This is a genomic window from Cryobacterium sp. Y82, from assembly GCF_002929495.1.
Classification (GTDB): Bacteria; Actinomycetota; Actinomycetes; order Actinomycetales; family Microbacteriaceae; genus Cryobacterium; species Cryobacterium serini.
The window spans coordinates 59,453-74,306 of sequence record NZ_PJJJ01000027.1; the positions used below are offsets into that span (position 1 = coordinate 59,453).

Consider the following 14,854-nt stretch of genomic DNA (forward strand, 5'->3'; position numbering starts at 1 on the left):
CTTCTGTCCGTGTTCGTGGTGCGTGTACTCCGAAGGGTTCCTAGTGCGAGTGTCGCCCGATGAAGTCATCGATCAGATGCACAACAGTGTCCAGCTGTTCATCCAAGACGAAGTGCCCGGCGTCGAGCAGGTGCAGTTCAGCAGACGGAAGATCATCGAGGTATGCGCGCGCTCCTGCTTCAGGAAAGAACTGATCGTTACGCCCCCAGGGCAAAAGCATGGGGGGCTGATGCTCGCGCATCCATGCTTGCCACGCGGGATACAGCGCGACGTTGGACTGATAGTCATAGAGCAAATCAAGCATGATCTGCTCTCGCCCCGCTTGATCGAGCCAGTGTTGATCCAAAGTCCATACGTCCGGATCGACGGACTCTGGGTTAGCCGTTCCCTCAAGATGTTGGGAGCGCGTTGCCTCAGCTGTAAGCGCTCCGCGGATGACGGGCTCCATTTCCTCCTGATTTATCCAGTACTGAACCACAGGCTGCATATTCGGTCCCAGTCCGGACTCGTAGGCGTTGCCATTTTGTGCAACGACTCCCTGAATCCAATTCGGATGTCGCGCCGCGATGCGATACCCGATAGGGGCCCCAAAATCGAAAACGTACATAAAGAACTCGTCGATGCCAAGGGTGACCAGAAACGCTTCGATAACCTCGGCTGTGTGATCGAAAGAGTAAACAAAGTCGCCGCCGCCACTACTCGAGCTGGGAGCACTGCTGTAACCAAACCCCGGATAATCCGGTGCAATGAGGTGCACCCGATCGCTGAGCCGATCCATCAGGCGCGCGTACTGGTGCGACGCAGCAGGAAAACCATGCAGCAGTACGAGCGTTGGCGCGTCCGCGGGGCCAGCCTCCCGATAGAAGATCTCTAGCCCATCGACGGAAATGGTGCGATGCCGCACGCCCGTGAGCTGATCAGTTTCCGTTGTGAATTCGGCCATACTGTCCTCGTTTCGCTCGTCTATGTCTATAATTCACACTTTCACTCGCGGTAGCTTGTGTCAACACGTCCACGACGCGCTGCCATCCGTGCTCTCGGACGAGTCGGGAGAGCATTACTCGATCGTGGCCGCCATCACCGCTGCCAGCAGGCACACAACGTAATCGATCTCACAACCGCCCTCAGGCAACGGCTTGGCGATACCTCGGTCATCATCTGCGCAGTGTCCTGATCAGGATTTCTGACCCGACTGGATCGTCGCATCTAGTTGTACCGGGCCATCAAGTTGGTGACACTCGCTGGAGCGAGGTGGATCCACTGCCCGTGTGGATACATTCTGTGCCGTATTAGTTGAAGCCACGGGTCAAGGGTTTGGGTGCGCTCAGCGCTGCTGGTGACTAGCCAACGGTACGGTCATTCGGCTTGGAGTGTGGTTGAAGCGGTAAACCTTACCGTTGGTCCACGGGCAGCGCGGTTTGATGAAGCGCTGCTTCGCGCCGACGGCCGTCACGGCATCCTTGAAAGCACGGGATTTCCGGTACACGGTGCGGGCTGCACTGTCTCAGAATGATTTTCTTGGATCGCTTCCCGCAACAGAACGCACCACGCGATCTTCCCCAAAACACCCATTTCCGCGCGGTATCGGTCAGGGGTTGAGCTGCGCGCGGCACATTAACTGATTGTTGGAAGTATAAATCACTGAGCGATGGCCTTAGCAGAAAGACCACAAGCAGCCGTAATAGATCGAGCAGGAGGACCCATAATGACCAGAATTTTCGCGGCGATATCCGCGGGATCATTGATGCTTCATGACTACAAACACTGCCTCCGTGCCGGGATGATGGGAAATCGGACGGAACTGTTGAAGCACAAGCAGTCTACGAACGAGCACCGACGCGGTGAAATCACTTCTCACCACGTCACGGGCGCTATTCGGTTGTGCGATCCATGGTCAGAGTCGTTCACGACGTACTAATGCCGCCGTTCTCGTCACCGTTCTGCGAACAGGGCGGTCGTTGCCAGTCCCACGCTCCCGCGCGCGGCACCGGCCGGGCGGCCACGTCACCGCCGACGTGATGATCGACAAACGCCCCGCAGAGGCTTATGCGTGGGTCTGCACCGCCGATTGCGGCTGCCGATTCTCAGCGCTCACCATCCAGGCGTACTGCTCCAACTTCTCAATGAAAACGTGCAGAATATCGGCGCTGGTGGGATCTTCCTCGTCGACGTCATCGTGCACTGCTCGTATGTTCTCCACTGTGAGGTTCAGGCGTTGCGTAATGAGGTTGATGGCGTCCGTGGTGAGTACCTCGCCGGTGGAGGTCTCTCTTCATGATATGACCATCAACTTAAAGACCGTACCGAGCTGTAATGACCAGGCAATGCGACTGATCCTGTTGAGAGGACAGCTCACAAAAGAGAATGTTCACCAAAGCACAATCGTGTCGGGACTTCGTTTCGGAATATAAAACGACGCCGTGAAATTAGTCGTCTTTACAACCAGATGGTCACAACCGCTCTTTGGGAGCGAGGTGTCGACGAGACCACCGGACTCGTTGGGTGATGACGTTCACGACCCACGGATAAACCGGATAGACCGACGGAAAGACAAAGCCCTCCGCCTAATCGGCACTCCGGGCGATATGCACGCAACAGTATCCATCTCTCGGCGCAAATTGGACTTTGCGCCTGCTCTCGCCCGCACCTTCCGCGACGCCGACCAGTAGGGCTAGGTTGGCCGCGCAGATAGTCTCGGTGTGGCCCTTGGCCAGCTGGTGGAATGGGCAGTTGTGCAGAAGCAGTCCGCCATCACCATCGTCCTGAGGTTCGTATCCGATTGACTGCAGTACCGCATCCAATGAGCCGGCACTCATGCCCAATGTATGACCGTGTTCTACAGACACCCGAGTAAGCGACTCCTGGGCGGGCTCCCCTGTACGATCGGATTGCTCAATGGCGGAGATTAACAGCTCCCCGGCCAGAGCGTAATGTCGGCCCGGAACGGACACGACGATTTCGTTGGCCGCACGCCGGTATAGCTTGGCGGGCCGTCCAGCGCCAGGACCAGTTCGGCCCGTGCGGCGCTGGAATTCGGTGTCTAACAGCCCGCATCGAGCAAGTCTTTCCAGGTGAAACGCTACCGTCCCGCGCGGAACGCCCAGCGCTTCGGCCGCCTCATCACGGCCCATCGGCACGGCACTTTGAGAGACAAGATCGAACAAGGAGCGCCTCAGCGGATCGCTGAGCGACGCTATTGCAAACATGTCGTCCGACTGTGATTGTTCGTTCATAGTGATGATCGTAACTCTAAAACAAAGTATCTTGACAAAAGAAACGGGTGGCTCCTAAAGTTGGGCTACGAAGCTCGCCAGCTCACAGTAAAGAGGAAACATGTCGGATTCTCAGAGTTATGTCATCGTCGGAGCAGGGCTCGCGGGTGCGTCCGCTGCTAGGACGCTGCGCGAAGAGGGCTTCACCGGGCCAATCCAACTGATCGGCGCCGAAGCGCACCGGCCTTATATCCGGCCGCCTCTTTCGAAGGACTACCTCAGCGGATCCAGCGACCGCGACTCTGTATACGTTGATCCCAAGGATTGGTACGCGCAGCATGATGTTGAGTTACTCCTCGGCACTTCTGTCGCCCGCGTTGATGCCGGCCGCCAGCTCATTCATACTGACGCCGGTGATGAATTCGCTTACAGCAAGTTGCTCATAGCCACTGGCTCGTCACCTCGCCGCCTGTCGATCCCCGGGGCAGACCTCGAAGGGGTGCACTACCTGCGTACCCTAGAAGACTCCGACACCCTACGCCCTCTACTTGCGACCGGAAGCTTGCGACTCGTCCTGATCGGCTCGGGCTGGATTGGCATGGAAGTGGCTGCGACGGCACGCACCCTAGGAAACGACGTGACGATTCTCGAACGCGACCCAATCCCCCTGGCGAACGCGCTCGGCGACGAGCTCGGCCAGATGTTCGCCGATCTCCACGAACACAACGGCGTCATCCTGCGACGTTCGGTGTCCGTTGAAAGCGTTCTCGGAAAAGACGGCCGAGCTAGCGCTGTGAGACTCGAAAGCGGAGAGGTCATTCCCGCGGACCTCGTTTTGGTCGGCATTGGTGCCACGCCCAACGTTGAGCTCGCCAATTCAGCGGGGCTAACGATCGATAACGGCATCTCCGTCGATGCATCCCTTCGCACAAACGACCCGGCAATCTACGCAGCAGGCGACGTTGCCAATGCCTACCATCCTCTGGCGAAGCTGCAACTGCGCAGCGAACACTGGGCCAATGCGTTGAATGGTGGGAAGGTTGCAGCGCGGTCGATGCTCGGCCAAAACGTGTCCTTCGACGACATCCCGTACTTCTACACCGACCAGTTCGACGTCGGAATGGAGTACTCCGGATTCGGCCCTCTAACCCGGGGAGCCGATGTGGTGTACCGAGGCGACCGTGCTGGTCGCGAATTCATCGCCTTCTGGGTGGCGGATGGGAGAGTTGTGGCCGGAATGAACGTGAATGTCTGGGACGTCAACGAAGCCGTGCAAGGCATCATTCGGCGCGGCAACCAAGTCGATCACGCCAAACTTGCAGATGCCGACGTGCCACTGGAATCACTGTAATCATGGCCGAAACATGTTTCAGTACCAACTCTTCGAGGGCACCCACCCCCGCGCTCTCGGCGGAAGAAGACAGTATCCGTGCTGTGCGTGCAATTGCAATGTCAGGTGTCAGGTTTGAAGTTGAAACGACTGTTCCGACCAAGCACGGCACTTTCCAGTTCCGCGCCTACCGCGATCTCGTCACGGGCAGCGAACATCTCGCCATCGTGTCCGGCAGGCCAACCGACGGCTGCCTTGTCCGCGTGCACTCAGAATGTCTGACCGGCGAGGTTTTCAAATCCCAGAAATGTGAATGCGGCCCACAGCTCGACTCCGCCCTCAACACGATCAATCAATACGGCGGCATCGTGATCTACATGCGCGGCCACGAAGGTCGCGGCATCGGACTCGTCAACAAGCTCAAGGCCTACCGACTGCAAGAAGCCGGCTTAGACACGCTCGATGCGAACCTCGCGCTCGGACTCCCCGCGGACGGCCGTGACTACTCTGCCGCGGCTGCCATCCTTCACAACCTCCAGCTTCAGGCAGTGCGTCTCCTCACTAACAACCCCGACAAGGTCGACCAGCTCACCGAACACGGGATCACCGTCCTCGAGCGCATACCACTTACAGCAGGTGCTCATCCGGCCAACTCCGCCTATCTACGCACCAAACGTGACCGCATGGGACACCTTCTTCAACACGCGCTCTAATCCTGAAATCCGAAACCTCGTCGAGAACACTCTCGACTGACCTGACCGTGACCGTGACCGTGACCGCACAATCATCATTCGTACCCCACTCGGATTTCTGGGCTCGCGGTCGGTTTATCAAGCCCTATCATCACCGTTATAACAGCCGGCCGCCGAGGAGCCCAGCGTTGCGGAGCCCGTCGTCGAGGCAGAACCAGTCGACACCGCGCAGTCGCGCTGCGACACGCCCTCATGTACATAAAGGAGATGAACCAAAGCCCACTCTTCCACCGTAATCACCCATTAATCGTGCTCGGATGGCTCAGTTTTCACCGTCGATTCTGACTCGATTTCTAAGCGTCGCTGACATCCCCGACCGGCTGACCACCGACACCCCACATCACCACAGCCGCTCGCCGAGTGCGACAGGCTGAAAGCCGTTCTAAGAGGCGACTGACCCTCGTACTCGACACCGGAAGCGAGGTGAGCTGACTCCAACTACTTCGCATCCACACTCACGCGCGACAGAGTCTGTGCAGCCTTGACCCGACGCCGTCGGCTGATGAACGAGTAGGTCAGAGACACCGCGAGCGCCCCGAAGATCGTCGCCGAGATCGGATCAGTCACAAAGATACCGAAGCTGCCGTCGGATATGAGCATCGACTGCCGAAACGACCGTTCCAGGATCGGTCCGAGAATGAAGGCCAGTACGAGCGGCCCGGGGTCGAAACCGGTCTTGATCATAATCCAGCCAAAAACACCGAAGATCAGCACCACCCACATGTCGAACGGGTTGTTATTGATCGAGTACACGCCCACCATGACCACCATGAGCGCGAAGGTCGCGAGGATGCCGGTTCTCACCCGCAGCATCTGGATAAAGATACCGATCAGTGGGATATTGAGAATCACGAGCATCACGTTGCCGATGTACATCGACGCAATAACGCCCCAGAAAATGTCCGGCCGATCTTCGATCAGCGACGGGCCGGGTGTGATCCCCTGCAGCAGCAATGCCCCGTAGAGCATTGCGAGCACCACGTTGGACGGGATACCGAGAATCAGCAACGGTATGAAAGCGGATGTCGACGATGCGTTGTTCGCTGTCTCTGGTCCGGCAACCCCCTCGATCGCTCCTTTGCCAAACCGTGACGGGTCTTTCGCTCGACGCTTCTCGAGCGCGTAGGAAGCGAGGGATGAGATAACCCCACCTCCCCCGGGCAGAACACCGATCACGAAGCCGAGCAGTGAACCGCGCGCGATGGCGCCGGAGGAGTCCCGAAAATCCTTGCGTGACGGCCAGATGTTCTTGATCTTCGTCGTGATCGCCTGCGCCTTTTCGGTGCGTTCGAGGCTGTGCAAGAGCTGGCCGACGCCGAACAGACCCATCGCGATCGCCACGAAGTCGAAGCCGCCGAGCAGGGAGGGAATCCCGAAGGTGAAGCGGGCCGTGCCCGTGATCGGGTCCTGACCCACGGTCGAGAGCAGCAGGCCGATCGCGGCCATGCACAGGCTCTTCATCGTGGAACCCGTGCCGAGGGACGTCACCAGAAAGAGCCCGAGTACCATGATCGCGACATAGGAGGCGGGACCCACTGCGACGGCGACCTGCGCCAGCAAGGGCGCGAGAAATGTCAGCCCGATGATGGCGACGGTGCCGCCGATGAAGCTGCCGATCGCGCTGATTCCGAGCGCGGGGCCAGCGCGGCCCTGCTTGGTCATCTGATACCCATCGAAGGTAGTCACCACGGATGCCGCCTCCCCCGGAATGCGCAGCAGCACCGAGGTGATCGTTCCGCCATACATCGAACCGTAGTAGATGCCCGCGAGCATGATCACGGCACTCGTGGCGTCCATCGTGTAGGTGATGGGCAGCAACAACGCGATCGTGGCCGTCGGCCCGAGGCCCGGAAGCACGCCGATGGCGGTGCCGATTATCACACCCACAAAGACGAACAGTAAGTTCATGGGCTCGAAGGCAACGGAGAATCCGAGACCCAGGTTGTTGAAGGCGTCCATGTCACATTCCGATCAGTCGGGTGATGGTGCCCGCGGCGATGTCGTCGGGAAAAGGAACACCGAGCAGAACCGCGAAGCCCACGTAGAAGACGGCGGTGCCGCCACCGGCGAGCGTGAGGGCGAGCCGCCAGGATTCCTCGCCGAACACCCGCAGCCAAAAAAGAAGAAGCAAGAAGGCGGGCACGACGAAGCCGATCGCCGTGAAGAGAAGGATGAAGACCACGAGGCTCAGCACGCCGCCCATGAGCAGTGTCGTCCGCCGCGTCCACTTCTCGTAGGCCTCAATATCGGGAATGACGGTGAGTATGGCCGCCGAGATCGAGACCGCGATCGAGACCACCAAGGGCCAGAGCCCCGGCCCGGGGTTGGTGAGTTCGCCCAGTCCGAGACGCCAGGATCCGATCACGGCGGCGACCCCGGTAGCCAGCAGCACAACAGGGACGAGTCGGAAGCGGCCCTGGTACCGGCCAGCCGTTGCGAACGGAGCAGGCTCGGCGACTTGGACGGCCTCGAGGGTGTCCTCGCTCATTCTTGTCCAAGGATGGGTTCGTAGAGTCTCTGCATGTCAGCGAAGACCTTATCGAGGGCTGCTGCGCCGCTGAACTCCGCCGGAACGAACATCTCGCCGATCTGGTCGATGACAGTCGCGTCTTCCGAGCAGGTCTTGAGTTCTGACTCAAGGGTGGACACGATGGAATCTGGCATGCCCTTCGGTCCCATAACTCCAAAAACGGACACCGCGTTGACCAGCTCAGGGAATCCCAGCTCGGCCAGGGTAGGCACGTCCGGGTACCAGTCCGCCCGTTTGGGGCTGCTCACCGCGAGCGGCACGAAAGAGCCCTCGTCGATGCGCGATTGCACGTCTTGGTGGTCGGTGATGAAAAGCGCATCCACGTGACCCCCGAGCAGGCTGGTGGTCATCTCCGCGTTGCCCACGGCGGGAACGGCAATCACCTCAATGTCGTATTCCTCATATAGCCGCTGCAGCTCGATTGCCGCAGAGGTGGTCGCGCCCGGAACGGCAACACTGAGCTTGCCAGGGTTCTTGTCAGCCGCCGCAAAGAAATCATCGGCGCTCTCATAGGGAGAATCCTCACCGACAACCAACACGGTCGGCATCTGCGCCATCACACCAACCGAGGTGAAGTCTTCGATGCTGTAGTTGAGCTCGTTAATCATGGGGTTCATCACCAGCGGGCCGTTCGTACCGAGCGTGAGTGTGTAGCCGTCAGGTTTGGCGCTCGATACGTCCTGCATGGCCAGTCCACCGCTACCGCCCGGCTGGTTCTCGACGACAAATGTCTGCCCGAGCCCCGCCTCGAGGCAGGAGGCGAACGCGAGGGCCGTCACTGTGGACGGCCCTCCCGCCGCAAACGGCACCACGAAGGTAACGGGTTTCGACGGGTATCCGCCTTCGGCCTCCTGCGCCCCGGCAGAGCCGGAGGCGCTACAGCCCACGAGGCCCATCATGGCCAGTCCGGCGAGCGCGGGTAGGAATACAACAGTGTTCTTCTTCAAAGCTGACCTCATTGTCATCTGTTTGGTGCCTCATGGCGGAGTAATTAGCGCAGTGTTTCGCGTCAGCCCATTTCACTCTTGCAGAATCATAAATCCATTTCCAATACTATTTTGGGGTCGGATTGATACCCGTGGCATATAAAAAAGTGTCTAGGTTTAGACCCGTTCGAGCAACATCGCCGTTCCCTGGCCGAGCCCCACGCACATCGTGGCCAGCCCCCTGCGGGCGCCCTCGCGTTCCATCCGGCCCATCAGGGTGATCGCGATCCGTGAGCCCGATGAGCCGAGTGGATGCCCGAGGGCGATCGCCCCGCCATCACGGTTCACGACCTGTGGGTCGAGCCCAAGGCGCCGAATACAGGCCAGCGCCTGCACAGCAAAAGCCTCGTTGAGCTCGATCGCTCCCAGATCATTGACAGACCACCCCACGTGGTCGAGCACCTTAAGGGTGGCCGGCACGGGTCCGATCCCCATGATCTGCGGCGGCACCCCTGCCGATGCTCCGTGCACGATTCGGGCGCGTGGCGTGAGACCCAGCCGTTCAATGGCACTCTCACTCGCCACGATCACGGCAGAGGCTCCGTCATTGAGCGAGCTCGAATTACCGGCCGTCACGATTCCGTCCGGCCGCACGACCGAGCGCAGGCCCGCGAGGGTCTCGAGACTCGTGTCCCGACGCGGCCCCTCATCGTGCTCCACCAGACCCTTCTTCGTCGCCACCGGAACGATCTCGGCCGCAAAACGGCCGCCATCGATGGCCGCGGCGGCCCGCTCGTGGGAGCCAAGGGCAAAAGCATCCGCGTCTTCGCGGGTGATGCCATCGACACGGGCGAGCTCCTCGGCCGTTTCCGGCATCGAGAGAGTGGTCGTCGAGGCAAATTTCGGGTTCACGAATCGGGCACCGATGCTCGTGTCAGCGATCTCGCCCGGTCGTCCGAAGGCCTTGTCCGGCTTGGCGAGCACCCACGGCGCCCGCGACATCGATTCCACCCCGCCGGCCACGACGACGTCGGCGGCTCCGCTCTTGACCATCTGCGAGGCGAGGATGATGGCACTCAAGCCCGAGGCGCACAGACGGTTGACGGTGAGCCCGGGGATCTCGTCGGGATAACCGGCGAGCAGGCTCGCCATGCGCGCCACGTTGCGGCTGTCTTCGCCGGCCTGGTTGGTGTTGCCGAGAATTACCTCATCGATCACGGCGGGGTCGATGCCGGTGCGGTGCACAAGCTCGCCGAGCGCAAGAGCCGCAAGATCGTCCGAGCGGATGCTCGACAGGCCTCCGCCGTAGCGGCCGACGGGCGTGCGCACCCCTCCCACCAAAAAAGCCTCGGCCATCAACGCGCTCCCCCATTGATGTAAAGCGTTTGGCCGGAGACATAGGAGGAATCGTCGCTCGCGAAGAATGCGATAGCGGCTGCGACCTCGTGCGGTGCCCCGACCCGGCCGAGCGGCGTGCGCTCGGCGACCGCTTTCTGGTGTTCCTCCGCGGTGCTGCCGACCCGCTCGGCGGTGGCCGCGGTCATGGCCGTGGCGATGTACCCCGGTGCGACCGCGTTGACGGTGATGTTGAACGGCCCGAGTTCGAGGGCGAGCGTAGCCGTCAGCCCCTGAATCCCGGCTTTGGCCGCCGCGTAGTTCGCCTGTCCCCGGTTTCCGAGCGCCGAGCGGCTGCTGAGACTCACGATCCGGCCGTAGCGGGCGGGAACCATAAATTTCTGAGCGGCCTGAGCGCAGAGGAAGGCACTCGTGAGGTTGGTGACGAGCACCGAATCCCAGTCGGCACGCCCCATCTTGAACAGCAAGTTGTCGCGGGTTATGCCGGCATTGTTCACAAGAATGTCGAGTCGACCGGCGCGGGCGAAGACCTGGCTGAAGGCTTTTGCTACCCGGTCTTCGTCGGTGACGTCGCACACGAGACCACTGGCCGACCCGCCCGCCGCGACAACGGCCTCGGCTTGGGAGATCTGCTGGGCCGTTTCGGCCGCGCGCTCTCCATTCAGATCAAGGATGGCCACGTGCGCGCCTTCCGTTGCGAAGCGCAGTGCCGTCGCCGCCCCGATACCCTGCGCGCCGCCGGTAATGACCGCGACCCTGTCGGTGAGCCTATTCATGAAATCTCCCTGCTTGGTCTGTTGTGGGACGCTCGTGGGCCGGAGGCTCATGAGAATGCCGAAATTCCGGTGATGTCACGGCCGATTAGCAATGATTGGATCGAATCTGTTCCCTCGTAGGTGTGCACGACCTCCATGTCGGTGAGGTGCCGAGCCACGTGATTTTCGAGTAGCAGGCCGTTGCCTCCGAGCATGTCGCGGGCCTCCTGGCAGATCCAGCGCCCCTTCTGAGCCGTGTGCATCTTGGCGAGGGAGGCCATGGCCCCCGTCATCTTGCCCTGGTCAGCGAGCGTGGCCAGCCGAAAGCATAGGAGTTGCATCGCCGTGAGTTCGGCGAGCATATTGGCGAGTTTGTTCTGTACGAGTTGATAGCTGCCAATGGGCTTACCGAACTGCACGCGGTCGCGGGCATACGCGACAGCGGCCTCGTAGGCGGCGATGCCGTGCCCGAGGGCTTCCCAGGAAGCCCCACCGCGGGTGGAATTCAGAACGCGCACGGCGTCTGTGAAGGAGTGGCCGTTGACGAGCCTGTTCTCGGCGGGGATGCGCAGGTTGGTGATCACGATGTCCGGCTGCAGGATGGCTCGCTTGCCGACTTTGCCGGTGATGACGGTGGCGTCGTAACCCTCGGGGAAGGAACCGTCGGTGTTCTTTTCCATGACGAAGGCCTTGACCTTGGCGTCGGCTTCGTCGCGGGCCCAGATCACGACGACGTCGGCAAAGCTCGCGTTACCAATCCATCGTTTGGCGCCGTTGAGAACATAGTGGGCGCCGTCGAGTCGTGCGCTCGTTTCGAGCGCTACCGAGTCGGATCCGTGGTTGGGCTCGGTAAGCCCGAACGCTCCCACGAGGTCGAGCGCCGCGAGTCCAGGCAGCCATCGCTGTTTCTGCTCCTCGCTTCCGAGCATGTTGATAGTTCCCATGGTGAGGCCGGACTGCACGCCGATGAAGGTGTTGATCGAACCGTCGGCGCGGGACATTTCGAGGGAGGTCATACCAGCGCCCAGACGGCTCAGTCCCGGACATCCGTAGCCTTCTATTGTGCCGCCCACTATGCCGAGCCCGGCGATCTTCGGGATCAGTTCGAAGGGAAAGGCGGCGCGGTCCCAGTAATCGTTGATGATGGGAAGCACCTCGGCGTCTGCGAAGGCTCGCACTTTGAGGCGGATGGCGCGCTCCTCATCGTTGAGGAAGTCATCGACGAGGTAGTAATCACTGTTGATCTCGGAGTCGGTCATGCTGTTCCTTTCGGTTGGCTCTGTTGGCGCGGTTGCTGTGGGGCTGCAGCGGCGATGAACCATCGGGCGAGGGAGCCGCGCTCCGCGGCGTCGAGCCGCCGCGCCTCACCGTTTTCGGGGTGCAGTGGCACCATCACGGTCGAGGCGTCGAGCACCGGGTGGCCGGCCTGAATCCCCGAATACTGCAGGGTGTAAGACTTCGATCCCACCCGGCCGACCCATACGTCGATCTCGACGGCGGCGCCGAACTCGATCGGGCGCCGAAAGCTGAGTTGCAGGGCCGCCACGACCGTCGGCGAGCCGACGTGGTCGTAGCCGGTGAGGGCTTGTGCGCGCCAGGCCAGCCGCGCTTCTTCGATCAGGGTGGCCACGCGAGCGTTGTTCACATGGCCATTGAGGTCCTGGTCGCTCCACCGCACCCCTACCCGGGCACGGAACGGCTCAGTCAACGAGCTGCGCCTCGCGTGTGCCGAGCCACGAGCGCACAAGGGCAGAACTCTCGTTGAGGTGCGGCGGGGCCAGATCGTAGGTTACGGGGGTCTGCGAGAAGGTGACCGGATGCCGCACGGTGGGAATGCGGCGATCCCCGGTTCCCGCCAACACGACCGGCTCGAGGCCGAGCCTTTCGGCGAGCTCGATTCCGCCCTTCACATCCTGGATCGGTGCACAGGGCAGGCCCAGGTCGGAGAGAAACTCGAACCAGTCGGCGGCCGAACGCTGGAGAAGCTGGAGTTGGAGAATCTCCCGGAGTGGACCACGGTTGGAGTTGCGCTGCTGCGGCGAGTTGAATCTGGCATCCGTTGCCGTCTCCGGAATGTCGAGTGCCGTGCACAGCCTTGCGAATTGAGAATTATTGCCCGCCGCGATGATGAGCATGCCGTCACCCGTTGGCATCGGCTCGTAGGGGTAGAGGCTCGGGTGTTCATTACCCATGCGGGTAGGTATGACGCCGCCCGTGACATAGGCGGCGGACTGGTTGACCATGCCGGAAAGAGCGGATGAGAGCAGGTTGAGTTCCACGCGCTGCCCGCTTCCGGTGAGGTCCTTGTGATGAAGCGCCCCCAGCACGCCCATTCCCGCGTGCAGCCCGGTGATCACATCGAACATCGCGAGGCCCGCCCGGTACGGCTCGGTGTCCTGGCCGCCTGTGAGGCTCATCATGCCGGAGACCGCCTGCACGAGCAGGTCGTATCCGGGCAGTCCTGCACCAGCGCCGGTTCCGAAGCCTGTGATCGAGGCGTAAATCACCTTGGGATTGCGGATGACGACCGAGTCGTAGTCGAGAAAAAAGCGATCGAGTCCTCCTGGCTTGAAGTTCTCCACGAGCACGTCGGCCCGCGCGGCGAGTTCGTGTGCCACCGCAAGATCGGCCGGATCGTTGAGGTCGAGGGCGATCGAGTGCTTGTTGCGGTTGACCGAGAGGTAGAAAGTTGCTTCGTCGTCTCGCACTGGCGGGATCCATCCCCTGGTGTCGTCTCCCTGCAGACTTTCCACCTTGATGACCGTTGCCCCCATATCGGCGAGAAGCATCGTGCAGTACGGGCCGGCAAGAACGCGGCTAAAGTCCGCCACGATGATTCCGCTCAGTGGCCCGCCGCCCGGCCGACCGAATATGCTGTGCAGCTTCTTTGCTGCGCCAGATTCATCCATTGAATGGCTCCCTGTTCGTCTGTCGTGCCTCCACTGTTGCAAACAGAATTACGCTCCGTCCAATATCAATTGCGCGGTCTATTGATACCCTCGGGGCAATAATGCATAAATCATTGACAGTTTCATGAGCTTCTCGCAATAGTGGAGGCATGGAAATCCAGCAAATTCGAGCATTTCTTGCCGTGGCCGAGGAACTGCATTTCGGCCGCGCGGCCGAGAAACTCTTCATTGCGCAACCTCCGCTGAGCCGGGCGATCCAGAACCTGGAACGCGAGCTCGGAACGTTGCTCTTCGCCCGCAGCACCCGGTCGGTACGCCTCACGCCGGCCGGTGAGGCCCTCATACAACCGGCCACGGACATCCTCGATGGTGTCCGCCGAGCGGCGGTCGCGGTGGTATCGGCGGGAAAGGGCGAGACGGGCCGCGTGCGGGTGGCCTTCGCAGGAGCGTCGTCTCATGTCATGGTGGGCAAACTCGCCAAACTCGTGCGTGAGACCCATCCGGGAATCGACTTCGAGCTCTACAGTTCCAATTTCGCGATCCCCGCGCTCGACAAGGTGATCAACAAGCAAATGGAGATCGGTCTCGGTAGGTGGAACTTCATCCCGGCCGGCATCGAACGCCGCGTGATCGCCTATGAAAACCTCGTCATCGCGATCCACTCCAGCCATCCGCTCGCCGATCGGCAGTCGGTGTCCATGAAGGATTTGGTCGGCCAGCCCTTCGTGACCCTGCCGCGGGACCCCGGGGCGATCCTGCGCGACCACTTGACGCGGCTGGCGAGTACGGCCGGTTTCGTGCCATCCATCGTGCAGGTGGCCCCTGACACGTGGACCCTCGTCTCCCTGGTCGCGGCCGAGATCGGCATCGCGCTCACCGTCTCGACGGTGGCCGAAAACGTGCACTACCCTAGCGTGGTCTTTCTGCCCCTCGATGACGAAATGCAGCCCATCCTGTTGCAGCTCGTGTGGCGTACCGACAACGACAGCCCGGCGCTGCGCGAAGTCTTGAGGCTCTCTGAAGAGGTGCTCCCCGATCCACCCGTAGTTTCCCGCACCGAGATTCATGCTGAATAGAGATCAAT

Annotated in this window: 12 protein-coding genes and 2 pseudogenes; 3 read left to right on the forward strand and 11 right to left on the reverse strand. The window is 61.0% G+C overall.

Features of this window, described 5'->3' with window-relative positions:
* Positions 1–40: 40 nt before the first annotated feature.
* From CXY70_RS05015 to CXY70_RS05025, 3 genes and pseudogenes are all read right to left on the reverse strand, one after another.
* Entirely contained in the window at positions 41–943 is a 903-nt protein-coding gene (locus CXY70_RS05015) for an alpha/beta fold hydrolase (RefSeq protein ID WP_104191292.1), read from the reverse strand.
* Between the two features lie 1,101 nt (positions 944–2,044).
* Positions 2,045–2,269, reverse strand: a pseudogene (locus CXY70_RS05020) (ferritin-like domain-containing protein); the annotation flags it as partial.
* 295 nt (positions 2,270–2,564) lie between these two features.
* The gene (locus tag CXY70_RS05025; protein ID WP_104191293.1) at positions 2,565–3,233 is read right to left on the reverse strand and encodes a metalloregulator ArsR/SmtB family transcription factor; all 669 of its coding nucleotides are present in this window, start codon (positions 3,231–3,233) and stop codon (positions 2,565–2,567) included.
* Positions 3,234–3,333: 100 nt separating this feature from the next.
* Here CXY70_RS05025 and CXY70_RS05030 point away from each other — a divergent pair, with 100 nt between their 5' ends.
* Both CXY70_RS05030 and ribA read left to right on the forward strand, forming a co-directional pair.
* On the forward strand, positions 3,334–4,563 hold the full coding sequence (locus CXY70_RS05030) for an NAD(P)/FAD-dependent oxidoreductase (RefSeq protein WP_104191294.1): 1,230 nt from the start codon (positions 3,334–3,336) through the stop codon (positions 4,561–4,563).
* Positions 4,564–4,664: 101 nt separating this feature from the next.
* Positions 4,665–5,255 (forward strand): annotated as a pseudogene (ribA, locus tag CXY70_RS05035) (GTP cyclohydrolase II); the annotation flags it as partial.
* A 477-nt stretch (positions 5,256–5,732) separates the two neighbouring features.
* On the opposite strand, the gene CXY70_RS05040 reads toward ribA, so the two are convergent.
* From CXY70_RS05040 to CXY70_RS05075, 8 genes are all read right to left on the reverse strand, one after another.
* The gene (locus CXY70_RS05040) at positions 5,733–7,253 is read right to left on the reverse strand and encodes a tripartite tricarboxylate transporter permease (protein ID WP_104191296.1); all 1,521 of its coding nucleotides are present in this window, start codon (positions 7,251–7,253) and stop codon (positions 5,733–5,735) included.
* Between the two features lies 1 nt (position 7,254).
* Positions 7,255–7,782: a tripartite tricarboxylate transporter TctB family protein gene (locus tag CXY70_RS05045; protein WP_104191297.1), complete on the reverse strand. Its 528-nt coding sequence runs from the start codon at positions 7,780–7,782 to the stop codon at positions 7,255–7,257.
* Entirely contained in the window at positions 7,779–8,771 is a 993-nt protein-coding gene (locus tag CXY70_RS05050; RefSeq protein ID WP_198417296.1) for a tripartite tricarboxylate transporter substrate binding protein, read from the reverse strand. The genes CXY70_RS05045 and CXY70_RS05050 overlap by 4 nt, the downstream gene beginning before the upstream one ends.
* Before the next feature lie 156 nt (positions 8,772–8,927).
* Positions 8,928–10,106, reverse strand: a complete 1,179-nt coding sequence (locus CXY70_RS05055; RefSeq protein WP_104191299.1) for an acetyl-CoA C-acyltransferase — start codon at positions 10,104–10,106, stop codon at positions 8,928–8,930.
* Entirely contained in the window at positions 10,106–10,882 is a 777-nt protein-coding gene (gene fabG / locus CXY70_RS05060; RefSeq protein ID WP_104191364.1) for a 3-oxoacyl-ACP reductase FabG, read from the reverse strand. Before fabG ends, CXY70_RS05055 begins: the two co-directional genes overlap by 1 nt.
* 47 nt (positions 10,883–10,929) lie before the next feature.
* Positions 10,930–12,120 carry an acyl-CoA dehydrogenase family protein gene (locus tag CXY70_RS05065; RefSeq protein ID WP_104191300.1) on the reverse strand — a complete coding sequence of 397 codons (1,191 nt, stop codon included), beginning with the start codon at positions 12,118–12,120 and terminating at the stop codon, positions 10,930–10,932.
* On the reverse strand, positions 12,117–12,569 hold the full coding sequence (locus CXY70_RS05070) for a thioesterase family protein (protein WP_104191301.1): 453 nt from the start codon (positions 12,567–12,569) through the stop codon (positions 12,117–12,119). The genes CXY70_RS05065 and CXY70_RS05070 overlap by 4 nt, the downstream gene beginning before the upstream one ends.
* Positions 12,562–13,770 (reverse strand): CaiB/BaiF CoA-transferase family protein, encoded by a 1,209-nt coding sequence (locus CXY70_RS05075; protein ID WP_104191302.1) that lies wholly within the window; start codon positions 13,768–13,770, stop codon positions 12,562–12,564. The genes CXY70_RS05070 and CXY70_RS05075 overlap by 8 nt, the downstream gene beginning before the upstream one ends.
* A 149-nt stretch (positions 13,771–13,919) precedes the next feature.
* On the opposite strand from CXY70_RS05075, the gene CXY70_RS05080 reads away from it, so the two are divergent.
* Entirely contained in the window at positions 13,920–14,846 is a 927-nt protein-coding gene (locus CXY70_RS05080; RefSeq protein ID WP_104191303.1) for a LysR substrate-binding domain-containing protein, read from the forward strand.
* Positions 14,847–14,854 lie beyond the last annotated feature (8 nt).